Annotated in this window: 29 protein-coding genes and 4 tRNA genes; 7 read left to right on the top strand and 26 right to left on the bottom strand. The window is 39.0% G+C overall.

The window, feature by feature from the left end:
• Positions 1-50: 50 nt before the first annotated feature.
• Entirely contained in the window at positions 51-626 is a 576-nt protein-coding gene (locus I2F23_RS02590) for a xanthine phosphoribosyltransferase (protein ID WP_195771010.1), read from the top strand.
• A 27-nt stretch (positions 627-653) separates the two neighbouring features.
• Here the strand turns inward: I2F23_RS02590 and wrbA are convergent, their stop codons facing one another.
• Positions 654-1,250 carry an NAD(P)H:quinone oxidoreductase gene (gene wrbA / locus I2F23_RS02585; RefSeq protein WP_195771009.1) on the bottom strand — a complete coding sequence of 199 codons (597 nt, stop codon included), beginning with the start codon at positions 1,248-1,250 and terminating at the stop codon, positions 654-656.
• Positions 1,251-1,361: 111 nt separating this feature from the next.
• Between wrbA and I2F23_RS02580 the strand changes: the two genes are divergently transcribed.
• The gene (locus tag I2F23_RS02580) at positions 1,362-2,609 is read left to right on the top strand and encodes a YhjD/YihY/BrkB family envelope integrity protein (protein WP_195771008.1); all 1,248 of its coding nucleotides are present in this window, start codon (positions 1,362-1,364) and stop codon (positions 2,607-2,609) included.
• A 34-nt stretch (positions 2,610-2,643) separates the two neighbouring features.
• On the opposite strand, the gene I2F23_RS02575 is transcribed toward I2F23_RS02580, so the two are convergent.
• The 6 genes from I2F23_RS02575 to I2F23_RS02550 all read right to left on the bottom strand — a co-directional run bounded on the left by I2F23_RS02575 (position 2,644) and on the right by I2F23_RS02550 (position 4,498).
• Positions 2,644-3,279: a fumarylacetoacetate hydrolase family protein gene (locus tag I2F23_RS02575; RefSeq protein WP_195771007.1), complete on the bottom strand. Its 636-nt coding sequence runs from the start codon at positions 3,277-3,279 to the stop codon at positions 2,644-2,646.
• A 50-nt stretch (positions 3,280-3,329) separates the two neighbouring features.
• Complete coding sequence (locus I2F23_RS02570) at positions 3,330-3,833, bottom strand: YcxB family protein (protein ID WP_195771006.1); 504 nt, start codon at positions 3,831-3,833, stop codon at positions 3,330-3,332.
• 123 nt (positions 3,834-3,956) lie between these two features.
• Positions 3,957-4,033: transfer RNA gene (locus tag I2F23_RS02565), tRNA-Arg, on the bottom strand.
• A 172-nt stretch (positions 4,034-4,205) separates the two neighbouring features.
• Positions 4,206-4,282: transfer RNA gene (locus I2F23_RS02560), tRNA-Arg, on the bottom strand.
• A 38-nt stretch (positions 4,283-4,320) separates the two neighbouring features.
• Positions 4,321-4,397, bottom strand: a tRNA-Arg gene (locus I2F23_RS02555).
• A gap of 11 nt (positions 4,398-4,408) precedes the next feature.
• Positions 4,409-4,498 (bottom strand) — tRNA-Ser (locus I2F23_RS02550).
• Positions 4,499-4,751: 253 nt separating this feature from the next.
• Here I2F23_RS02550 and rnr point away from each other — a divergent pair.
• The gene (rnr, locus tag I2F23_RS02545; protein WP_195771005.1) at positions 4,752-7,172 is read left to right on the top strand and encodes a ribonuclease R; all 2,421 of its coding nucleotides are present in this window, start codon (positions 4,752-4,754) and stop codon (positions 7,170-7,172) included.
• A 28-nt stretch (positions 7,173-7,200) separates the two neighbouring features.
• Here rnr and I2F23_RS02540 read toward each other — a convergent pair whose 3' ends face one another.
• The gene (locus tag I2F23_RS02540) at positions 7,201-7,767 is read right to left on the bottom strand and encodes a TetR/AcrR family transcriptional regulator (protein ID WP_195771004.1); all 567 of its coding nucleotides are present in this window, start codon (positions 7,765-7,767) and stop codon (positions 7,201-7,203) included.
• 94 nt (positions 7,768-7,861) lie between these two features.
• On the opposite strand from I2F23_RS02540, the gene I2F23_RS02535 reads away from it, so the two are divergent.
• From I2F23_RS02535 to I2F23_RS02520, 4 genes are all read left to right on the top strand, one after another.
• Entirely contained in the window at positions 7,862-8,398 is a 537-nt protein-coding gene (locus I2F23_RS02535) for an HPP family protein (RefSeq protein WP_195771003.1), read from the top strand.
• Between the two features lie 74 nt (positions 8,399-8,472).
• Positions 8,473-10,509, top strand: a complete 2,037-nt coding sequence (locus I2F23_RS02530) for a M3 family metallopeptidase (RefSeq protein WP_195771002.1) — start codon at positions 8,473-8,475, stop codon at positions 10,507-10,509.
• A 37-nt stretch (positions 10,510-10,546) separates the two neighbouring features.
• Complete coding sequence (locus I2F23_RS02525) at positions 10,547-10,753, top strand: YheV family putative zinc ribbon protein (RefSeq protein WP_195771001.1); 207 nt, start codon at positions 10,547-10,549, stop codon at positions 10,751-10,753.
• Positions 10,754-10,768: 15 nt separating this feature from the next.
• Positions 10,769-11,032: a hypothetical protein gene (locus I2F23_RS02520; protein ID WP_195771000.1), complete on the top strand. Its 264-nt coding sequence runs from the start codon at positions 10,769-10,771 to the stop codon at positions 11,030-11,032.
• Positions 11,033-11,557: 525 nt separating this feature from the next.
• Here I2F23_RS02520 and I2F23_RS02515 read toward each other — a convergent pair.
• From I2F23_RS02515 to rplN, 18 genes are all read right to left on the bottom strand, one after another.
• Positions 11,558-11,812, bottom strand: coding sequence for an FAD assembly factor SdhE (locus tag I2F23_RS02515; RefSeq protein ID WP_195770999.1), 255 nt, complete (start codon positions 11,810-11,812; stop codon positions 11,558-11,560).
• Between the two features lie 69 nt (positions 11,813-11,881).
• Positions 11,882-12,259 (bottom strand): 50S ribosomal protein L17, encoded by a 378-nt coding sequence (gene rplQ, locus I2F23_RS02510; RefSeq protein WP_195770998.1) that lies wholly within the window; start codon positions 12,257-12,259, stop codon positions 11,882-11,884.
• Positions 12,260-12,277: 18 nt separating this feature from the next.
• A complete protein-coding gene (locus I2F23_RS02505) occupies positions 12,278-13,285 on the bottom strand; it encodes a DNA-directed RNA polymerase subunit alpha (protein ID WP_195770997.1) in 1,008 nt (335 codons plus the stop codon).
• Positions 13,286-13,303: 18 nt separating this feature from the next.
• Complete coding sequence (rpsD, locus tag I2F23_RS02500) at positions 13,304-13,927, bottom strand: 30S ribosomal protein S4 (RefSeq protein ID WP_195770996.1); 624 nt, start codon at positions 13,925-13,927, stop codon at positions 13,304-13,306.
• A 12-nt stretch (positions 13,928-13,939) separates the two neighbouring features.
• Positions 13,940-14,326, bottom strand: coding sequence for a 30S ribosomal protein S11 (gene rpsK / locus I2F23_RS02495; RefSeq protein WP_023273382.1), 387 nt, complete (start codon positions 14,324-14,326; stop codon positions 13,940-13,942).
• A gap of 19 nt (positions 14,327-14,345) precedes the next feature.
• Positions 14,346-14,702 (bottom strand): 30S ribosomal protein S13, encoded by a 357-nt coding sequence (gene rpsM / locus I2F23_RS02490; RefSeq protein ID WP_023273383.1) that lies wholly within the window; start codon positions 14,700-14,702, stop codon positions 14,346-14,348.
• 107 nt (positions 14,703-14,809) lie between these two features.
• Positions 14,810-14,926 carry a 50S ribosomal protein L36 gene (rpmJ, locus tag I2F23_RS02485; RefSeq protein WP_000867907.1) on the bottom strand — a complete coding sequence of 39 codons (117 nt, stop codon included), beginning with the start codon at positions 14,924-14,926 and terminating at the stop codon, positions 14,810-14,812.
• 21 nt (positions 14,927-14,947) lie between these two features.
• Positions 14,948-16,267 carry a preprotein translocase subunit SecY gene (gene secY, locus I2F23_RS02480; RefSeq protein WP_195771029.1) on the bottom strand — a complete coding sequence of 440 codons (1,320 nt, stop codon included), beginning with the start codon at positions 16,265-16,267 and terminating at the stop codon, positions 14,948-14,950.
• A gap of 45 nt (positions 16,268-16,312) precedes the next feature.
• The gene (rplO, locus tag I2F23_RS02475) at positions 16,313-16,753 is read right to left on the bottom strand and encodes a 50S ribosomal protein L15 (RefSeq protein WP_195770995.1); all 441 of its coding nucleotides are present in this window, start codon (positions 16,751-16,753) and stop codon (positions 16,313-16,315) included.
• Between the two features lie 3 nt (positions 16,754-16,756).
• Entirely contained in the window at positions 16,757-16,933 is a 177-nt protein-coding gene (gene rpmD, locus I2F23_RS02470; protein ID WP_000849088.1) for a 50S ribosomal protein L30, read from the bottom strand.
• A gap of 6 nt (positions 16,934-16,939) precedes the next feature.
• The gene (gene rpsE, locus I2F23_RS02465) at positions 16,940-17,437 is read right to left on the bottom strand and encodes a 30S ribosomal protein S5 (protein ID WP_023273387.1); all 498 of its coding nucleotides are present in this window, start codon (positions 17,435-17,437) and stop codon (positions 16,940-16,942) included.
• A 2-nt stretch (positions 17,438-17,439) separates the two neighbouring features.
• Positions 17,440-17,790, bottom strand: coding sequence for a 50S ribosomal protein L18 (gene rplR, locus I2F23_RS02460; RefSeq protein ID WP_195770994.1), 351 nt, complete (start codon positions 17,788-17,790; stop codon positions 17,440-17,442).
• A 14-nt stretch (positions 17,791-17,804) separates the two neighbouring features.
• Positions 17,805-18,338, bottom strand: a complete 534-nt coding sequence (gene rplF, locus I2F23_RS02455; RefSeq protein WP_195770993.1) for a 50S ribosomal protein L6 — start codon at positions 18,336-18,338, stop codon at positions 17,805-17,807.
• A 13-nt stretch (positions 18,339-18,351) separates the two neighbouring features.
• Complete coding sequence (gene rpsH, locus I2F23_RS02450; protein ID WP_195770992.1) at positions 18,352-18,747, bottom strand: 30S ribosomal protein S8; 396 nt, start codon at positions 18,745-18,747, stop codon at positions 18,352-18,354.
• 12 nt (positions 18,748-18,759) lie between these two features.
• Positions 18,760-19,065 carry a 30S ribosomal protein S14 gene (rpsN, locus tag I2F23_RS02445; RefSeq protein WP_023273391.1) on the bottom strand — a complete coding sequence of 102 codons (306 nt, stop codon included), beginning with the start codon at positions 19,063-19,065 and terminating at the stop codon, positions 18,760-18,762.
• 9 nt (positions 19,066-19,074) lie between these two features.
• Positions 19,075-19,611, bottom strand: coding sequence for a 50S ribosomal protein L5 (gene rplE, locus I2F23_RS02440; RefSeq protein WP_023273392.1), 537 nt, complete (start codon positions 19,609-19,611; stop codon positions 19,075-19,077).
• 15 nt (positions 19,612-19,626) lie between these two features.
• Positions 19,627-19,947 (bottom strand): 50S ribosomal protein L24, encoded by a 321-nt coding sequence (gene rplX / locus I2F23_RS02435; RefSeq protein ID WP_195770991.1) that lies wholly within the window; start codon positions 19,945-19,947, stop codon positions 19,627-19,629.
• Positions 19,948-19,956: 9 nt separating this feature from the next.
• Positions 19,957-20,325, bottom strand: a complete 369-nt coding sequence (gene rplN / locus I2F23_RS02430; RefSeq protein ID WP_023273394.1) for a 50S ribosomal protein L14 — start codon at positions 20,323-20,325, stop codon at positions 19,957-19,959.
• Positions 20,326-20,375 lie beyond the last annotated feature (50 nt).

Below are 20,375 nucleotides of genomic sequence, written 5' to 3'. Positions count from 1 at the left end.
TTAAAATACGCTTTTGCTTAAAAAGCATCCAATTTGTAGAGGTTCCGCCCGTGCAAGCACTAGAACAGAAAATCTTAACTGAAGGTATCGTTCTATCTGATAACGTTCTCAAAGTCGACGCTTTCTTAAATCACCAAATTGATCCTGTGCTCATGCAGCAAATTGGTAAAGAATTTGCGGCACGTTTTAAAGACCAAGGGATTACTAAAATCATTACCATCGAAGCATCAGGTATTGCTCCTGCCGTTATGGCTGGCTTAGAGCTTGGTGTGCCTGTCATCTTTGCACGTAAATACCAGTCGCTCACTCTTAAAGATGACCTCTATCGTTCGAAAGTTTATTCTTTTACCAAGCAAACAGAAAGTACCATCGCAATTTCAAATAAGCATATTCATAGTAGTGACCACGTGCTTATTATTGATGACTTCCTTGCCAATGGCCAAGCTGCTCTTGGATTAGCAGATCTTATTCATCAAGCCAATGCAAATATTGTAGGTATCGGGATCGTAATTGAAAAATCTTTCCAAACAGGAAGAGATCTCCTCATTGAAAAAGGATATCGCGTAGAATCACTTGCTCGTATCCAATCATTAAATGATGGCAAAGTGACTTTTATCCAAGCATAATTTTAAAAGACCGCAAAGCGGTCTTTTTTATGCTCGTTGCAATTTAAGCGTAACTTGTGCGAGTCGCTCACCTTGCGTAATACATAATTGTTTTTCATCTTCTGAAATAGGTTGATCATGGCGTGTGCCGCTGACATGTGTCGCGCCATATGGCGTTCCACCTGTTTTCGTATTTGACAATGCAGGCGTTGCATTGGTCAACCCAAGAATCATCATTCCATGATGAAGTAATGGTATATACATACTAAGCAATGTACTCTCTTGGCCTCCATGCATTGATCCTGAAGCTGTAAAGACGCATGCAGGTTTATTATGAAGTGCTCCACTTAACCATAGACTGGTCGTTTGATCCCAAAAACACTTCATTTCACTGGCCATATTTCCAAATCGGGTTGGAGAGCCCAAGGCAAGCCCTGCGCATTCCTCTAGATCTTCTAAAGTACAATAGATATCTCCTTCATCTGGAACACTCGGCTCTGCGACATTCACTACAGTAGATATATTGGGTACAGTACGAATTTTTGTAGCCGTCCCTGTACGCTCGATACCATCTGCGATCAAATGAGCCATGTCTTTTGTCGTGCCATACTTACTGTAATAAAGCACCAAAATATAAGGTTGCATTGTCTTTTCATTCATTTTTTAAAAAATAAACTATACGGTATTTTTTACTATTTTTGTTGAAGACTATAAACTAGGGAACAATTCGTATTAAAAAAACCTAGGCAAAGATCTATGTTACTGCAATATTTAAAAAAACTACCCTTTTATGATAAGACATGGTTTCAATTCCTGCTTTTTGTCATCATGCGCTTCGAATCAGACCGCTGTAGAGATAAATCTGCATCTCTAACCTATACAACGCTATTTGCAGTTGTACCCATGCTGACGGTATTTTTAGTAATTATTTCATCTATTAAGGCATTAGAACCTGCACGCCAACAGCTTCAAGAACTCATTTATAGTAACTTTCTGCCTAAGAGTTCCATTGCTTTTGACCAAACACTTAACTCTTTTACCGAAAAATCGAGTAACTTAACAGCGATAGGAATTCTCTTTCTATTTGTCACTTCTGTCATGATGCTCAATAGCATTGAAGATGTATTTAACCGCATTTGGAGAATTAAAGACAAGCGCAGTGGTATTATTGGTTTTATGCGCTATTGGACGATTATTTCATTAGGGCCAATTCTTTTGGGAAGTGCCTTTGCACTCTCTTCTGCTGTTGCATCGTTGAATGTCCTTCACAATAATTTTACTGGCTATGAAATAGACAGCACTTACTTTTTAGGTTTACTGTCTTATGCTTTGACCGTCCTCGGATTTTTCTTCATTTATTGGACAATTCCTAATAGAGAAGTTCCTTTACGTTCTGCAATTGCGGGTGCAATTTTCAGTGGAACAATTTTCCAATTACTAAAATCATTTTTCGGCTATATTATGTCGAACTTTACCAGCTATGAGTTGGTCTACGGTGCCTTTGCTGCTGTTCCTATTTTCCTACTTTGGATCTTTCTTTCTTGGAATATTGTACTACTTGGTGTTGAAGTCAGTTTTGCATTAACGTCGTTTAGCACAGGGAAAGCCCAAAAACGCCACCCTATGGTAATGATGCTAGACATATTAGAATTATTCTATAAAAAGCAACTCACTGGTGAAACAGTTACCGAAAAAGAAGGACTCAAAATATTAGGTCATGGAGAGGTCGGTCGCTGGCCTACATATATTGAAATTTTAGAAAAACAACAAATCATTCGCAGAACAGACACTGATGAATATGTATTAGCAAGGAATCTCGATCATATTGATTTTTGGGATTTTTATACTGAGCTTCCTTTCGATTTACCTCTAAAAAAAGATATTGGCAATATTCATCCTGATGATGAATGGATGAAACGTCTAAGCCCTATTCTGATTGATACGGATGAATATCTATCAGCAAAACTATCTATTCCACTCGCATCACTGTTTGAGAGAAAATAAAAAAAAGACCGCTAAAGCGGTCTTTTTTAAAACCCTATTTGACATGTGTATGCCATATAAAGTCTTGATGCTTTCCTTCGAGTACCATTTTCAATTGATCACCCGAATTTAAAGCTGCAACGCCCTCAGGAGTTCCTGTCATCACAACATCACCTTCCTCAAGTGTAAATGCTTGACTCATGTCGCATAACATTTCTGCAATAGGAAAAAGAAGTAAACCAGTCTGCCCTTGTTGACGTATTTGATCATTCACATATAAACGATAAGAAATCTGGTCCCATTCAGGAACTTCTTGGATATCAACCCAGTTACCCAATACACAAGATCCATCAAAAGCCTTGGCACGTTCCCATGGTTGGCCTTTTCCTTTCAAATCTGCTTGTAAATTTCTCAACGTCAAGTCTAAACCCAATGTGACTGCACCAATCGCTTCTAAAGCGACTTGAGGATCGGTTTCTTTCGAAAGTTTTTTATCTATCCTCAAAGTCAGTTCACACTCATGATGACAACTTCCTAAGCTTGTATTCCAATCAATACCTTCATCCAAAGTAATAAGACTACTTGGCGGTTTAATGAAAAGTACAGGTACCGTTGGCACTGCATTACCCAGTTCTTTTGCATGTGCAGCATAACTTCTTCCTACACACACAATTTTTGATGGTCTTTGCATTTTCTTTCCCTATTTATTATTTTGTTACTGTCAAAGATAATAAAAATAAATCAACGATGTAATTTATTAAACGTATTCTCAAACAGTACACGATCATTTTTATCTAATACACGTTTTGGAACGATGTAAACCACTCGCGTTTTTAATTCAATGACGTATGTCAATTTACCTTCAGCAAAATGCTTTACTTCTTGATAGCTAAACTCTCTATCACGTCCATGAGAGCTCATTACTGCATAGTCTTGATAAAGTGTAAGCTTTTGTTCACTCTTACCAAGTTGATAGCGTACAAATTGGCGTTTAAAAATCATAGGTAATAACCAATATCGCACAGCCAACTGTATACATAAAAAGAGTGCGCCCAAGCCGACGTAATAGCGACCTGCTCCATTAAAGCCAACATAGAATCCAAAAACAATAAGACCTATACTAATTAATGGTGTAATAAATTGAGTAAATTGTTTTCTGCCCAGTGTAATTAGCTTGAAGCCATCATGTGACTCTTCTAAATTTAATATATATTGAACAGATAAAGCAGGTTTTTGCACGGTCATAACAAGTCATTTCGTTTAAATACAACTTGTTTTATTAGACCATAAAGAGAAGAACTTTAGAACGAAGATCTGATTTTACAGACACAAAAAAACCGCTCTTTATTTAGCGGTTTCTTTTTAAGTTGGTGCGCTCAGAGAGATTCGAACTCCCGACCCCTTAGTTCGTAGCCAAGTGCTCTATCCAGCTGAGCTATGAGCGCATCGTCTTAATGGAGACACATTATACGCACTTTACAGCAATTGATAAGTCTTTTTTTAAATTTTAGTGTTGAGTGTGCTTTTATTAATCAAATTTGCTTTATTTTTAGATACTTAGCTTAATTTGTCAATTTTAGGCACAAAAAAACCGCATTTAAGCGGTATTTTTCAAATTGGTGCGCTCAGAGAGATTCGAACTCCCGACCCCTTAGTTCGTAGCCAAGTGCTCTATCCAGCTGAGCTATGAGCGCATTAATTTGTTTGCTTGAGGCATGTTCATTTCTTTACTTGGTGCGCTCAGAGAGATTCGAACTCCCGACCCCTTAGTTCGTAGCCAAGTGCTCTATCCAGCTGAGCTATGAGCGCGTTAAGTAAAGTGGCGGTGAGAGAGGGATTCGAACCCTCGATACAGTTACCCGTATGCATCCTTAGCAGGGATGTGGTTTCAGCCACTCACCCATCTCACCGGAACGACACGAATAATACAAAGGAAATGACAGTTACGCAAGTGAAGTCTTCAATTTTTTATAAAAATAATGAACAGTTAATTACTTTTTAAGCAATTTTAGCTTTTTTGTTGTATTTATAAACAACCACTTGTGTTTTTAAAAAGATATTTTAACAATAGGAAAGATATCATACAAATTTGCAATCTATCACGTGCAGTCTTTCCTTGTATGAATTATGCTAAACCTAATTGCGATAAGAAGCTAAATATATATGAAAAACTGGGTCGATCCTGAAGCAAAAGCTGAAGCTGAACGCTATGATAATCCAATTCCAAGCCGTATTCTCATTTTAGAAACACTGACTAAACTAGATAAGCCACTTTCACATGCCGAACTTGTAGACCATTTCGACATTAAAGACGAGAAAAGTATAGAAGCACTTAGCCATCGACTAAGTGCAATGATTCGTGATGGTCAATTAGGCAAAGAAGGTCAAAAATATTCTATATTGCCTGAACAACCTGCACACGATGCGACAATATATATTAATAATAAAGGTCTAGGGTCTGCCAATATTGATGGTCAAAATGACCTACTTCTGCCTGAAAGAGAAATGCGTTTAGTCTTTAACGGCGATCGTATTAAAGTACGTCAGACATCAGTTGACCGTAAAGGTAAAGCGTGGGGATATATTGAGGAAGTTACACAACATCGTGTAAAACAAGTTATTGGAAAATTGTCTATCCATGATGATGAATACTTTATCCAACCTTCCACACCCAATCAACATCAACCGATTACTTTAGAAAAAGAACTGATTGAGCATGCAAAAGCGAAAGTTGGTGATGCGATTCGAGTAGCAATCGATGACTACCCAACGCGAGATACTTTTGCTACTGGTCATATCGTTCAATCCATGGCAGACAAAGCTGATACTGAAATTATTATCCCTCAAACAATTTTAGAATTTGGCTTACCTTACGAATTTCCTAAAGAAGTGGTTGAAGATGCTGAAAGCTTTAAAGAACCAACGGCAACAGACCGAAAAGGGCGCGTAGACCTACGTGACTTGCCTTTAGTAACGATTGATGGTGAAGATGCAAGAGACTTTGATGACGCAGTGTACGCTGAGAAACGCCCAGGTGGTGGTTATCGCGTTGTTGTGGCAATTGCTGACGTTAGCCACTACGTGCGTACAGACAAACCGTTAGATAATGAAGCACAAGATCGTGGAACGTCTGTTTATTTTCCACATTTTGTTTTGCCGATGTTACCTGAGGCACTTTCAAATGGATTGTGCTCATTAAATCCTCATGTAGATCGGCTTTGCATGGTATGTGATCTAACACTCTCGCGCTTAGGCCGTGTAACAGGATATGAATTTTACCCTGCAGTGATGCACTCCAAAGCACGGCTAACCTATACACAGGTCGGTTCATACTTTAATGGTGACTCTGATGCTGTGCCACAAGACCGTAATATTCAAAAATCTCTAAATACACTATTCCAAATGTATCAAGTGTTAAAATCTCTGAGAGAACAACGCCATGCAATGGAATTTGAAACCACTGAAACCTATATGACGTTTGATGAATTAGGTGGTATTAAAGAGATTCTTCCTCGTTCTCGAAATGATGCACATAAACTTATTGAAGAGTGTATGTTATTGGCCAATGTCGCTGCTGCTGATTTCTCATTAAAAAATGAGATCCCGATGCTTTATCGCGTACATGAAGCGCCTGAACATACAAAAATACAAAAAGTACGCGACTTTGTGAAAATGCTTGGTTTACATTTTCCAGAACAACCTACCCAAGAAGACTATCAACGTGTCATTGAAGCAACTAAAGACCGCATAGATGCACAAAGTATTCATGCTGTACTTCTCCGCTCTATGATGCAAGCCTATTATGGCGCAAAAAATGCAGGTCACTTCGGACTTGCCTATGATGCCTATACACACTTTACGTCACCGATCCGACGTTATCCTGATTTGTTATTGCATCGTGCAATTAAAGCAAACTTACAAAAGAAAGCTTACCCTATTTCAGGAGCTGCTTTAGACGATGCAGGTGAACATTTCTCTCAGACAGAGCGCCGTGCAGATGAAGCCTCTCGTAGCGTTACATCATGGCTCAAATGTCATTACATGAAACAGCATTTAGGCGATGAGTTCATTGGCCATATTAGTGCTGTAACTGAATTTGGTCTCTTTATCACGCTAAAAGACTTATATGTAGATGGGATGATTCACATCAGCCAACTGGGCGATGACTTTTTTGTCTATGATGTTGGCAGTCAAACACTGATTGGCCAAAATAGAGGTCAAATCTTTGGATTGGGTGATGAGGTCAAAATTAAAGTCGCGGGTGTGAATTTAGATGAACGTAAAATCGATTTTGAGCTTCTTAAACAAGTTACGCATTCAGGTCGTCCTATACGCGAACGTGCGCCACGAGTAACAAAGCCTACTGTTAAAGAAGAAGTTTTCACACCGACACGTACGGAAGAAGCACCGCAAAATACTTCTTCAAAGGAGCAAAAGCCGAAGAAAAAGAAAAAATCGAGTAAACCTAGTGCTTACAGTAAGAAGGCCAAATCATCTGCCAAACAAGATGTAAAAACTGATAAGAAAGCTAAGGTAAAAAAGAAAAAAAAGAAATCAAACGCAAAACCTAAAATAGCTGACTAATCACTCTATTCCGAGTATGAGATCAGTCTCATACTCGGGGTTTCCAAGATTCAAGCGAAGAAATCATGGTATTCATATTGATATATGCTTGCTCAGCAACATCAGCATCGTAGTCCTCAACGAGAAAGCGACTAATCAAGCCTTCTAAAATATGATAAATCAAGTCTGCAATTATTCTATGATTTTCAAATGACTCACATGCCTGATAAATATAGCTTCTTAACCACACCTTATGTTGACGTGCACACTCAATGATTTCCTCTTGGGTTTTCACTGACTCACCTACAGCACGTACAAACATACAGCCCTTAAACGTTTTGGACTGAAACCACTCCATATGCCATTTTAAAATACCATTGATTTTCTCTTCACTTGTATGACTGTCAACATAAGTCATTAAGCTACGTCTATATCTTTCATCTCTTACACTAAGCACCTGTTTTATAAGTTCATTTTTATTTTTAAAATATGTATAGAGTGTCGTTTTTGAACAACCTGATACATCACGAATAAGATCTACACCTACACCTGTAAAGCTTTGTTCATTAAAAAGTTTTTCTGCTGTATCTAATATTTTTAAAGCTGACTTTGACATAATACCTCAATAGTACAGACCTGTACTTTTTAAAATGATATGACTATACTTCACATAATAGTACAAATCTGTACTCTCATATAGAGATATGTTTATGTTTTTTATATTTCACGGTAAAGAAAAAGTTCCTGCAAAATCATCTAATAAAGAAATTATGGTTGGTTTTTTAGGAGGAATGATGAGTATTCTTTGTTTATTATTTATTACCAAATTATCTGGACATCTTCTCATTATGGCGCCCTTTGGTGCAAGCTGTGTTCTATTGTACGCTGTTCCCCAATCACCTTTAGCTCAGCCACGAAATATTATTTTCGGACACTTTATTTCAGCTACAATTGGTTTAATTTTTCTTCATTTATTCGGAACATCTATCTTAAGTATTGCATGCGCGGTTGGTTTGTCTATTGCATGTATGCAGTTTTTCCAGTGTATTCACCCACCAGCTGGGGCAAACCCTTTAGTTATTCTACTTACTGCCCATGAAATTACATATCACTGGAGCTTTTTATTCTTCCCAGTATTGTTAGGGTCTATTATCTTAGTTATGGTTGCCTACGCGACTCACCGAATAAGTAAAACTCAATGGCCGAACTATGGTTTAGGCTTATTCAAAACACCTTCCCAAAAATAATCTAATACTTAACCTTGATTTTTCACGTAATCAGACATACATCTAATAAATAGAGACAATTTTTGGTGAATTTAATGACATTACAACAAGCAACACTACCTACCCCCGATTTTTCTAATATTGAACTTCCTGTATTAAAAACTCAAATTGAACATGCAATTCATCAGGGTCAAAACTTTTTAGACCAATTACATGCCGTTCCTCAAGCAAATTCAGATCAGCTTAACGTCATTAATTCACTTGATGAATTGAGTAATGAGCTTGATGAGGTATTTGGATTACTCTCCCATCTGAATGCTGTAATGAATAATAATGAAACACGGGAAATCTATCAGGCTGTTTTGCCTCAATTAAGTGAATACTATACAAATATGGGACAACATACTGTTCTGTATCAGACTTATCAGCAACTCCACGATAGTAAAGTTTTCGCAACGCTATCAGAAGCCCAACAAAGTGCCATCCGTCTTGCCTTAAGAGATTTTAAGCTCTCAGGCGTTGCATTAGAGGGTGAGCAAAAGAAACGTTATGCAGAAATTTCTGCAAGACTTTCACAACTATCTTCTGACTTTTCCAATCATGTACTCGATGCCACACAAGCTTACTTTAAACCACTTCACGATGATGAATTGCTAGGACTTCCTGAAAGTAGTATTGAATTACTGAAACAATATGGGACACAAAGAGAGTTAGAACAACCCGTAGCTACTCTCGATTTTCCATCTTACTTAGCCATAATGACTTATGCAAAAGATCGTAAATTGCGTGAAACACTTTATCATGCGTATACCACCCGAGCCTCTGATCAAGCAGATCAGCCTAATCTAGACAATACTCAGATTATGGAAGAGATTCTAAAATTGCGTCAGGAGAAGGCAAAACTTCTTGGTTTTGAAAATTATGCAGATCTTTCTCTTGCTAGTAAAATGGCACCTGATGCACAAACAGTAGAAAAATTCCTATTTGATCTCGCTGAACATGCAAAAAAACCTGCTCAACAAGAAGTGAATGAACTTAAAGCGATTGCTTTAGAAGATGGCATTGAAGATCTTAAGCCATGGGATACCACTTACTACTCTGAGAAACTTAAGCAACAGCAGTTTAATCTTTCACAAGAAGAGCTTAAGCCATATTTTCCTGCACCGAAAGTAGTTAGTGGACTATTTAGTATTGTTAAAAAACTCTATAACCTTAACATTGTTGAGCGTACTGCACCTGTATGGCATCCAGATGTCAAATACTATGAAATCGAAGATAATAATACTGTAGTTGCTGGATTTTATTTAGATTTATACGCACGTAATGGTAAACGTGGTGGTGCATGGATGAGTGGTTTCAGAGCACGCATGCAAACAAATAAAGGCTTACAAAAACCAATTTGCTATATGGTATGTAACTTTACCCCACCTGTAGGTAATCAACCTGCATTGTTAACCCATGACGAAGTCATTACGCTGTTCCATGAGTTTGGCCATGGCTTACATCACATGCTTACAGAGGTCGATAATATTTCTGTTTCAGGTGTTAATGGTGTTGCATGGGATGCTGTTGAACTACCAAGCCAATTCATGGAGTTTTGGGCTTGGGGTAAAGAATCTTTAGATCAACTTACAGAACATGTGGATCATAAAGAAACTCTCCCACAAGAGTTATTAGATGCCCTACTTAACGCGCGATTCTTCCAATCTGGTATGCAAACACTTCGTCAACTTGAATTTGCATTATTTGATTTTACTATTCATCAGAAATCAGCGTTAAATGCTGAAGCGATTCAACATGTCTTAGATAATATTCGTAATCAAATTGCTGTTTTGCCAACCACTCGCGAAAATCGATTCCAACATGGATTCAGTCATATTTTTGCAGGAGGCTATGCTGCTGGATATTACTCATACAAATGGGCTGAAGTCCTCGCAAGCGATGCATTCGATCGATTTGAACATGAAGGTATTTTTAATACTGAAACAGGACAAGCTTTTAGATCGTCAATACTTGCCGTTGGGGGTCAATATGATGCATTAACCGCATTTACACACTTCCGTGGTAGAGCACCTAAAATTGATGCATTACTTCGTCATCAAGGTTGGACACCAAGCCTACAAAACGCTTAAACTGGCAAGCACACGTTCATTCATGAGTTACGCTAATATGAAGATAAAGAAAAGATTTATTGCAGGGGTTCGATGCCCAAAATGTAATAGCTTAGATCGAATTATTATGTTAACTCATGAACAGCGTGAATGGATTGAATGTATCGAGTGCGATTATTCAGATAATCGCCCTACACCTGAACAAATACATCCAAATACTCAAGATGATATTGGTGTGATACAGTTTAAGCCTAGAAACTATTAAATATGGAATATAAGAATGGGCTATTATAAGTCGTTTATCCTGATGATTATGGGATTATTTTTTTGTGTAAGTCATATACAGGCTCAAAGTTTACAACATGATAAAATCAGTGTTTTCAAAAAAGAACAACAAGATAAAATTAAAGATGAAATACTGAGATTAAAGGAAAGAAAAAAACAATTATTACAGCAAGAAAAAACTATTAATAAACTTATTCGATTAAAAGAAGAACAAATTACTGAGCTAGAAAAACAGTTAAGCATAAAAAAAGTAGCATGAACGACGGTTTTGCTCATGCTACTATAAACTGAGTATTTAGAAATATATTCTTTAGCTCGTAATTAAGATATTAATAAATTGCATTTCTAAAAACATTCGCCCAAATTACATTACTTCATGTCATTTAGGTCATATAATGTAGAGTTATTATATAACTTGGAAAAATTAATTATTTGTTTTAAACTTTCAGGAGATATTTGATCACGCCAGATAATAAAATTATCTTTAGAATCATTAGCATAAATAGAAAAATATAAATAATGGTTTAAAATGCATGTAACTTTAATTTTTTTAATATCATTATTTTCAAATAACATTGTCCAAGTTGAATTATCTAATTGAGCAATTTCTAAAATATTTTTATTATTGTTTTCATATAATATATAAGTCAAAAACAATAGGAGGTTCAGTGCTAAAACATATGAAATTTCTAGCAACTGATATATTGTATAAATAGTGATAAATAATATGACACTCCAGAAAAATCTTTTAATTTTACTTTTCTGATAAATTTTCCAACAATAGTTAGCCATGTAAATATTTTTTTAATTGCCAAATCAAATGTTTTATTTCGATATTTGGAGCATTGGATACTTCCATAAACCAATCTAAAATATCTGGATCTTCATATTCAATTAACTGTTCGAAAATTCTTTGTTCTTCACTAGACGCTTTTAAATAATATTGTTTTACATATAAGTCAAAGTATACATCTATTTCCTTAAGCCCTCTTCTTGCTCGGTAAATTGTTTTTCTCTGTACTAAACTTAATTCTTCCATGTGATGATCTTCCATTATCATTAAGCAAATAAAAAAGGCCGGAGTTCCGGCCTTTTATCAGAATAAATATTATTCTGCTGAAGTATTCACTTCACGGTCTACTAACTCAACGTAAGCCATAGGTGCTGCATCTCCAGCACGGTGACCTGCTTTAAGTACACGTAGATAACCGCCGTTACGTTCTTTATAACGAGGGCCTAGAACGGTAAATAATTTACCAACAGTTGCTGCATTACGAGTACGAGCAAACGCAATACGACGGTTTGCTACTGTATCGTTTTTAGCTAAAGTGATTAAAGGCTCAGCAACGCGACGAAGTTCTTTCGCCTTAGGCAAAGTTGTTTTAATTAACTCATGCTCAACTAGAGCATTTGTTAAGTTTTGGAACAACGCCTTACGATGGCTGCTTGTACGGCCTAATTTCACACCACTATTACGATGACGCATGGTGATAGTCCTACTTAATTAGCGGCTACGATAGGCAAAACGGTCGTCCATACGAAGACTAGCAGGTGGCCAGTTTTCTAGACGCATTCCGAGTTGTAAACCTTTCGATGCCAAAACATCTTTGATCTCAGTTAACGATTTTTTACCTAAGTTTGGAGTTTTTAATAACTCAACTTCTGTACGTTGAACAAGATCACCAATGTAGTAAATATTTTCTGCTTTTAAACAATTCGCAGAACGAACAGTAAGCTCTAGATCATCTACTGGACGAAGCAATATTGGATCAACTTCTTCGCGAGGTTCTTGAGCAACAGGTGTTTGGTCTTTCTGAAGATCAACAAAAATTGCGATCTGTTGTTGCAAGATTGTTGCAGCTTTACGAATCGCTTCTTCAGGATCAACCGTACCATTTGTTTCAAGATCGATGACCAACTTATCAAGGTCAGTACGTTGTTCCACACGTGCATTTTCTACAGTGTATGAAACACGATTGATTGGGCTATAACTTGCATCTAATTGTAAGCGACCTACAGGGCGAGTTTCGCCTTCAGGAAAGCGTGAATCAGATGTTTCATAACCACGACCTTGTGCGACTTTCAGGCGCATTTTTAATGAGCCTGTAGCGCTTAAAGTCCCGATCAAATGCTCAGGGTTAACCAATTCAACATTGTGCGGTAAACGAAGGTCAGCAGCTGTTACATCTCCTGGACCTTGTTTTTCTAATGTCAAATATGCTTCATTTTGATCGAACAGCTTAATCGACAATCCTTTAAGGTTCAGCAAGAGCTCGACGATGTCCTGCTGCAAGCCTTCTAAAGTACTGTACTCGTGCTCGACGCCTTCTATTTCTACTTCCACCACAGCTGCGCCAGGTAAAGAAGAAAGTAGGATGCGACGTAAAGCATTACCAAGAGTATGGCCAAAACCACGCTCTAAAGGTTCAAGAATCACTTTTGCCGAGGTCCCGCTTGCCGCTTCGACCTTGATCGCTTGCGGAGTTAGAAACTCGTTTGCAGTACGCGTCATTTATTGCTACCTCAAGGATTATTTAGAATACAATTCTACAATCAAGCTTTCATTGATTTCAGCAGGTAGATCAGAACGATCAGGTGCAGCTTTGAACGTACCTTCAAACTTAGAGTGATCAACTTCAACCCAAGCAGGAATACCACGTTGGCTTGCTAGCTCAACTGCATTTTTAATACGCAATTGTTCTTTCGCACCTTGATGTACAGCAACTACATCACCTGGTTTTACTTGAATAGACGCGATATTTACGCGACGGCCATTCAAAGTAATAGAACGGTGACTTACTAGCTGACGAGCTTCTGCACGTGTAGAACCAAAGCCCATGCGATAAACAACGTTATCTAGACGGCTTTCAAGCAGTTTCAACAAGTTTTCACCTGTTGCGCCTTTAACACGAGCAGCTTCTTTATAGTAATTACTAAATTGACGTTCTAAAACACCGTACATACGACGTACTTTTTGTTTTTCACGTAATTGTAGTGAATACTCTGATTGCTTAGCACGTGATTGACCGTGTTGGCCTGGTGCTTTCGCGTGTTTTTTAGTTTTGACGTCAAATGGTTTAACGCCAGATTTAAGTTGCAGGTCAGTCCCTTCGCGACGAGAGAGTTTGCATTTTGGACCAATATAACGAGCCATGAATGTATCTCCTTAGACGCGACGTTTTTTAGGTGGACGGCAACCGTTGTGAGGAATTGGAGTCACATCGGTAATGCTGCTAATCTTATAACCCACTGCTCCTAATGCACGAACCGCAGACTCACGACCTGGACCAGGTCCTTTTACAAGGACTTCCAAGTTTTTCAAACCGTAATCTAAAGCTGCTTTACCAGCAACTTCAGCAGCTACCTGAGCAGCAAACGGAGTTGATTTACGTGAACCACGGAAGCCTTGTCCACCTGAGGTAGCCCAAGCCAATGCATTACCTTGACGATCGGTAATCGTAACAATGGTGTTATTAAAAGACGCGTGAATGTGTGCAACACCTTCAGAGACGGTACGTGTGACCTTCTTGCGTGTGCGAGTATCTTTAGCCATCTTTTAGCTTCCAGAAATCTTACTTTTTAATCGGTTTGCGCGGACCTTTACGGGTACGTGCGTTAGTTTTTGTGCGTTGACCACGGACAGGCAAGCTACGACGATGACGAAGGCCACGATAGCAACCTAAATCCATTAAACGTTTAATGTTCATGGAAATTTCGCGACGTAAGTCACCTTCGGTTGGTACCTTAGCAACTTCTGCACGAATCGCATCAAGCTGAGCATCATCCAAATCACGAACTTTAGTAGTGTTTGCAATGCCAGCAGCTGCTAGAATATTTTCTGCAGTGTGACGACCAACACCAAAAATGTAAGTGAGGGAGATAACAGCATGCTTGTTATCCGGAATGTTTACACCGGCAATACGAGCCATTCACTTTCTCCAAAAAGGCAGTTGAGTTGATTAACCACCCATTAAATTCTTAAGGGGCGGATATTAACTCAATTCGCCTACTGAAATCAACAGTCTAAGTTATTTTATTAACCTTGACGCTGCTTATGACGAGGTTCAGCGCTACAAATTACGCGAATAACCCCATTACGACGGATAACTTTACAGCTACCACAAATTTTCTTTACAGAAGCTTGTACTTTCATGATGAAAACCTCTAAGTGCGCTTATCCCTTAGGATGAGCAGTCGTTTTTTTCATCAATGTTTGATTATCATACTGGTGAGATGTCAAATGTGACTGTAATTGAGCCATAAAATCCATCACAACGACTACTACAATAAGTAGTGAAGTACCACCTACATTCATTGTCATACCAAATGAACTTTGAAGAATCATTGGCATTAAACAAATAAAAGTAATGTAGATTGCACCAATAAATGTCAAACGATTGAGAATATGATCTAAATAACGAGCAGTTTGCTCACCTGGGCGTATACCAGGCACATAAGCTCCGCTGCGTTTCAAATTTTCTGCAACTTCTTTTGGACTAAATACTAGTGCTGTATAGAAATAACAGAAAAAGATAATTAACGCACCAAAGAGCACCAAATACAAAGTATGTCCAGGCGATAAAACAAGTGCCAAATCTTGCAATGAGCGTTTAAGCATGCCAGCATTTGGATCAGCACTCCCAACCCACTGACCAAGACTTGCTGGAAATAACAGCAATGAACTTGCAAAAATAGCTGGAATTACTCCGGCCATGTTTATCTTTAGTGGTAAATGAGTTTGCTGTGCCGTAAAAATACGACGACCTTGTTGCTTTTGCGCATAATTAACTGCAATTCGACGTTGTGCTTTTTCAATAAATACAATAGCAGCCATAACAGCTAATGCAATTAATGCTAAAACCACGACCCCAATTAAGCTTGTCTGACCATTTTCAACTGCTGAGAAAGATTGCAATGCAATATTTGGCAAATTAGCCACGATTCCCGCAAAAATAATCATTGAGATACCATTACCTACTCCACGTTCAGTAATTTGTTCTCCAAGCCACATCAAGAACATTGTACCAGCAACTAAAGATGTGACTGCAGGAATATAAAATTCTAATCCAGAAGTCAAAGTAATCCCTTGACTAATAAGACCTGCACACATACCTACGGCTTGTACAACACCTAATATAAGTGTTCCTTGACGCGTATACTGGTTAATTTTACGCTTACCTTGCTCACCTTCTTTTTTCAAAGCTTCGAGCGAAGGAATTACTGTTGACATTAACTGCACAATAATTGAGGCAGAAATGTATGGCATAATCCCTAAAGCAAGAATAGACATTCGTTGCAATGCACCACCTGAAAACATGTTAAACAAACCAAGAATAGTACCTTGGTTTGCATTAAACAGATGTTCAAGTGCTGCATTATTAATGCCTGGTACGGGAATATGCGATCCTAGTCGAAAAACCAATAGTGCACAGATTAAAAACACCATGCGACGGATGATTTCACGATATTTCACATGAAACGGTTGGCCTTTCATCATGTGAACATGACCTGAAGAACTAGGAGACATAGACACTCGTAATTACTCCTCGACTTTACCGCCAGCAGCTTCAACAGCAGCTTTAGCGCCTTTAGTCAATGCAACACCCTTAACAGTGAATGCGCGAGTTACTTCACCAGAAAGTACGATACGAGCGCGTAATTGGTCACGACGCACAACGTTTGCAGCTTTTAAAGTTTCAAGGCTAACAATATCGCCTTCAACTTTATTTAATTCAGAAACACGTACTTCAGCAGTTTTAAGTGCCATTTGGCTAGTGAAGCCAAATTTTGGTAAACGACGATAAATCGCTGTTTGACCACCTTCAAAACCTGGACGAACACCACCACTTTTACGTGAGTTTTGACCTTTAATACCGCGACCACCTGTCTTACCGACACCAGAACCGATACCACGGCCTAGGCGGCGGTGTTCACGTTTAGCACCTTCTGCAGGTGATAATTCATTTAAACGCAGAGTCATGGCTTATTCCTCTACACTAACCATATAGTAGACTTTATTGATCATACCACGGTTAGAAGGAGTATCTTGCACTTCTACAGTATGACCGATGCGACGCAGACCCAAACCTTGTAGGCAAAGTTTGTGATTTTTCAAACGATGCGAAGAAGATTTAGTCTGGGTAACTTTAATCGTTTTCATGATTGATTACCCTTGAATTTCTTCTACAGTTTTACCACGTTTCGCAGCGACTTTCTCAGGAGAAGTCATATCACGCAAACCATTAAAAGTTGCGTTTACTACGTTAGCAGCATTTGTAGAACCATAACATTTAGCAAGTACGTTATGTACACCTGCAGCTTCTAGAACAGCACGCATAGCGCCACCAGCAATTACACCAGTACCTTCAGAAGCAGGTTGCATATAAACACGACTCGCACCATGACGAGCATTCACAGGGTGTTGTAAAGTGTTTCCGTCTAGATCTACAGTAATCATATTACGACGAGCAGCTTCAAGTGCTTTAGAAATAGCAGCTGGAACTTCACGCGCTTTACCACGACCAAAACCAACACGACCGTTACCATCACCTACCACAGTTAATGCTGTGAAAGAGAAAATACGACCACCTTTTACAACCTTGGCTACACGATCAACGGCAACCAGCTTCTCAACGAGACCTTCGTTTTGTTCAACTTTCGCCATGATTAGAACTCCAAGCCGCCTTCACGGGCAGCATCAGCCAAGGCTTTAATACGACCATGATATTTAAAACCAGAACGGTCAAATGCAACTTTTGTAATACCAGCTGCTTTAGCACGCTCTGCAATTAAAGCACCAACTTTAGTTGCTGCTTCAACATTACCAGTAGTAGTACTACGTAAAGATGCATCTAAAGTAGAAGCTTGTGCTAATACTTTTCCACCATCTGCTGAAATAACTTGAGCATAGATGTGACGCGGAGTGCGGTTTACACACAAACGAGTCGCACCCAATGCACGGATGTGCAAGCGTGTGCTTTTCGCACGACGCAAACGGGATTGTTTCTTTTCGTTCATAAGAACCTCGCGCCTTATTTCTTCTTAGCTTCTTTACGAAGAATAACTTCATCCGAATAACGAACACCTTTACCTTTATATGGTTCAGGAGAGCGATATGCACGGATATTTGCAGCTACTTGACCTAACAACTGTTTATCTGCAGATTTAAGCAGAATTTCAGTTGGAGTTGGAGTTTCTGCAGTTACACCTTCAGGCAATGTATAGTCGATTGGATGTGAAAAACCTAAGCTTAGGTTCACAACAGTTCCTTTAACTACAGCTTTATAACCAACACCTACAAGTTGTAGCTTACGTTCGAAACCTTCGCTTACACCTTTAACAAGGTTGTTTAATACAGCGCGAGCAGTACCAGCTTGCATCCAAGCATCTTGCGAGTCTTTTACTGGAGCAAGGTGAAGTTTACCTTCTTCCTGTTTTAGCTCGACCAGCGCATGCAGGTTGAAAGACAGCGTACCTTTACTGCCTTTCACTACGACCTGCCGGCCGTTCTGAGTAACTTCTACACCACTTGGTAGAGCTACTGGGGCTTTAGCCACACGAGACATGAGGAATCACCTATTAAGAAACAAAAGCAATAACTTCACCACCGATACCTGCAGCACGTGCAGCGCGATCAGTCATGATGCCTTTGCTTGTAGAAACAATTGCAATACCTAAACCTTGCTTAACGCTAGGAATTTTATCTTTACCGCGATACTGACGCAAGCCTGGACGACTTACACGTTTCACAGTTTCGATAACTGGTTTGCCTTCAAAATATTTTAGGGTAATTGTCAAAGTAGCTTTGCCTTCGTTATCAGCAACTTCTACATTTGAAATATAACCTTCTTGCTCTAATACGTTTGCAATAGAAACTTTTAGCTTAGAGCTTGGCATAGAAACAGTTTCTTTCTTAGCCATTTGTGCGTTACGAACACGTGTTAGCATGTCGGCAACGGTATCTTGCATACTCATTATAGTCGCCCCTTACCAGCTAGCTTTCACAACGCCCGGTACATCACCTTGCATTACAGTATCACGTAGTTTATTACGGCTTAAGCCAAACTTACGGAAGTAACCATGAGGACGACCAGTTAAACCACAACGGTTGCGAAGACGTACAGGAGATGCGTTACGTGGCAATGCTTGTAATTTCAACATCGCTTCAAAACGCTCTTCATCGCTAGCATTTACATTTGCAATAGTTGCTTTTAATTCAGCACGTTTTGCAGCAAATTTAGCAACTGTTTTTTCGCGTTTTAATTCGCGATTAACCATACCTTTCTTAGCCATATCGACCTCTTATTTGAACGGGAAGCCGAATGCACGCATAAGCGCACGGCCTTCGTCATCGGTGCGAGCAGTCGTAGTAATAGTAATATCCATACCACGAATACGATCAATCTTGTCAAAATCGATTTCAGGGAAAACGATTTGTTCTTTCAATCCCATTGAGTAGTTACCACGACCATCAAATGATTTCGCTGAGAAACCACGGAAGTCACGAATACGAGGGATTGTGATTGAGATCAAACGATCCAAGAATTCGTACATATGTTCGCCACGTAAAGTAACTTTACAACCGATTGGCCAACCATCACGGATTTTGAAACCTGCGATCGATTTACGTGCAAGTGTTAGTACTGGTTTTTGACCAGCAATTGCTTGCATATCTGAAAGTGCGCCATCTAATAATTTTTTATCAGCTGCGGCAGCACCTACACCCATGTTTAGAGTGATTTTAGTAATGCGAGGAATTTCCATCACATTCGAAAGGCCAAGTTCTTCTTTCAACTTTGCCTTAAGTTCGTCGTTATAACGTGTTTTAAGTCTGGCCATTGCCTTTTCAACCTATTACTTCGCTACCGCCACTGATTCACCATTTGATTTATAAACACGATTTTTCGTGCCATTTTCATCACGTTGGTAACCAACACGGTCAGCCTTTTGGGTTGTAGCATTTAAAATTGCCACGTTTGAGATATGAAGAGAAGCCTCTTGAGTAACAATACCGCCTTCAGCGCCAGTTACACGGTTTGGCTTTTGGTGTTTCTTCACTAAGTTAAGGCCTTCAACCTTAACACGGTCATTCGAAACAGACAAAACAGTACCTTGTTTGCCTTTTTCTTTACCTGCGATCACTATAATTTGATCGCCTTTTCTGATCTTAGCCATGATTGCCTCTTATAGAACTTCAGGAGCCAATGAAATAATTTTCATGAACTGTTCAGTACGAAGTTCACGAGTCACTGGTCCAAAGATACGGGTAGCAATCGGAGCTTTGTTTGTATTCAACAAAACTGCAGCGTTGTCATCAAAACGGATCAAAGAGCCGTCTGGACGACGAATACCGAATTTTGTACGAACTACAACCGCATTCATCACGTCGCCTTTTTTAACACGGCCACGCGGAATTGCTTCTTTTACAGTAACTTTAATAATGTCGCCAACAGAAGCATAACGACGATGTGAACCACCTAGTACTTTAATACATTGTACGCGGCGTGCACCACTGTTGTCTGCTACGTCGAGCATCGTTTCGGTTTGAATCATTGCCCTACTCCAAAACCGAGCATCACCGGTCACAATTTCGAAAGACGCAT

Origin of the sequence: Acinetobacter pollinis, from assembly GCF_015627175.1 — a bacterium.
In the GTDB taxonomy this organism is placed as follows: domain Bacteria; phylum Pseudomonadota; class Gammaproteobacteria; order Pseudomonadales; family Moraxellaceae; genus Acinetobacter; species Acinetobacter pollinis.
The sequence above is the reverse complement of the archived record's forward strand: the minus strand, read 5'-3'. Positions and strand labels throughout refer to the sequence as shown.

Excerpts from the sequence above, each read along its gene's own strand:
- rplF (WP_195770993.1), bottom strand. The coding sequence starts at position 18,338 with ATGTCTCGTGTGGCTAAAGCCCCAGTAGCTCTACCAAGTGGTGTAGAA.
- rplR (WP_195770994.1), bottom strand. The coding sequence starts at position 17,790 with ATGAACGAAAAGAAACAATCCCGTTTGCGTCGTGCGAAAAGCACACGC.
- I2F23_RS02530 (WP_195771002.1), top strand. The coding sequence starts at position 8,473 with ATGACATTACAACAAGCAACACTACCTACCCCCGATTTTTCTAATATT.
- secY (WP_195771029.1), bottom strand. The coding sequence starts at position 16,267 with ATGAAAGGCCAACCGTTTCATGTGAAATATCGTGAAATCATCCGTCGC.
- rplX (WP_195770991.1), bottom strand. The coding sequence starts at position 19,947 with ATGGCTAAGATCAGAAAAGGCGATCAAATTATAGTGATCGCAGGTAAA.
- rplE (WP_023273392.1), bottom strand. The coding sequence starts at position 19,611 with ATGGCCAGACTTAAAACACGTTATAACGACGAACTTAAGGCAAAGTTG.
- rplN (WP_023273394.1), bottom strand. The coding sequence starts at position 20,325 with ATGATTCAAACCGAAACGATGCTCGACGTAGCAGACAACAGTGGTGCA.
- I2F23_RS02575 (WP_195771007.1), bottom strand. The coding sequence starts at position 3,279 with ATGCAAAGACCATCAAAAATTGTGTGTGTAGGAAGAAGTTATGCTGCA.
- rpsH (WP_195770992.1), bottom strand. The coding sequence starts at position 18,747 with ATGAGTATGCAAGATACCGTTGCCGACATGCTAACACGTGTTCGTAAC.
- I2F23_RS02580 (WP_195771008.1), top strand. The coding sequence starts at position 1,362 with ATGTTACTGCAATATTTAAAAAAACTACCCTTTTATGATAAGACATGG.
- I2F23_RS02520 (WP_195771000.1), top strand. The coding sequence starts at position 10,769 with ATGGGCTATTATAAGTCGTTTATCCTGATGATTATGGGATTATTTTTT.
- I2F23_RS02570 (WP_195771006.1), bottom strand. The coding sequence starts at position 3,833 with ATGACCGTGCAAAAACCTGCTTTATCTGTTCAATATATATTAAATTTA.
- rpmJ (WP_000867907.1), bottom strand. The coding sequence starts at position 14,926 with ATGAAAGTACAAGCTTCTGTAAAGAAAATTTGTGGTAGCTGTAAAGTT.
- rpsN (WP_023273391.1), bottom strand. The coding sequence starts at position 19,065 with ATGGCTAAGAAAGGTATGGTTAATCGCGAATTAAAACGCGAAAAAACA.
- I2F23_RS02505 (WP_195770997.1), bottom strand. The coding sequence starts at position 13,285 with ATGACGCGTACTGCAAACGAGTTTCTAACTCCGCAAGCGATCAAGGTC.
- rpsM (WP_023273383.1), bottom strand. The coding sequence starts at position 14,702 with ATGGCTCGTATTGCCGGTGTAAACATTCCGGATAACAAGCATGCTGTT.
- wrbA (WP_195771009.1), bottom strand. The coding sequence starts at position 1,250 with ATGCAACCTTATATTTTGGTGCTTTATTACAGTAAGTATGGCACGACA.
- rpmD (WP_000849088.1), bottom strand. The coding sequence starts at position 16,933 with ATGAAAACGATTAAAGTTACCCAGACTAAATCTTCTTCGCATCGTTTG.
- rpsE (WP_023273387.1), bottom strand. The coding sequence starts at position 17,437 with ATGGCGAAAGTTGAACAAAACGAAGGTCTCGTTGAGAAGCTGGTTGCC.
- rnr (WP_195771005.1), top strand. The coding sequence starts at position 4,752 with ATGAAAAACTGGGTCGATCCTGAAGCAAAAGCTGAAGCTGAACGCTAT.
- I2F23_RS02535 (WP_195771003.1), top strand. The coding sequence starts at position 7,862 with ATGTTTTTTATATTTCACGGTAAAGAAAAAGTTCCTGCAAAATCATCT.
- rpsK (WP_023273382.1), bottom strand. The coding sequence starts at position 14,326 with ATGGCTAAAGATACTCGCACACGCAAGAAGGTCACACGTACCGTCTCT.
- rpsD (WP_195770996.1), bottom strand. The coding sequence starts at position 13,927 with ATGGCTCGTTATATTGGTCCAAAATGCAAACTCTCTCGTCGCGAAGGG.
- I2F23_RS02515 (WP_195770999.1), bottom strand. The coding sequence starts at position 11,812 with ATGGAAGAATTAAGTTTAGTACAGAGAAAAACAATTTACCGAGCAAGA.
- I2F23_RS02525 (WP_195771001.1), top strand. The coding sequence starts at position 10,547 with ATGAAGATAAAGAAAAGATTTATTGCAGGGGTTCGATGCCCAAAATGT.
- rplO (WP_195770995.1), bottom strand. The coding sequence starts at position 16,753 with ATGACTCTGCGTTTAAATGAATTATCACCTGCAGAAGGTGCTAAACGT.
- I2F23_RS02540 (WP_195771004.1), bottom strand. The coding sequence starts at position 7,767 with ATGTCAAAGTCAGCTTTAAAAATATTAGATACAGCAGAAAAACTTTTT.
- rplQ (WP_195770998.1), bottom strand. The coding sequence starts at position 12,259 with ATGCGTCATCGTAATAGTGGTGTGAAATTAGGCCGTACAAGCAGCCAT.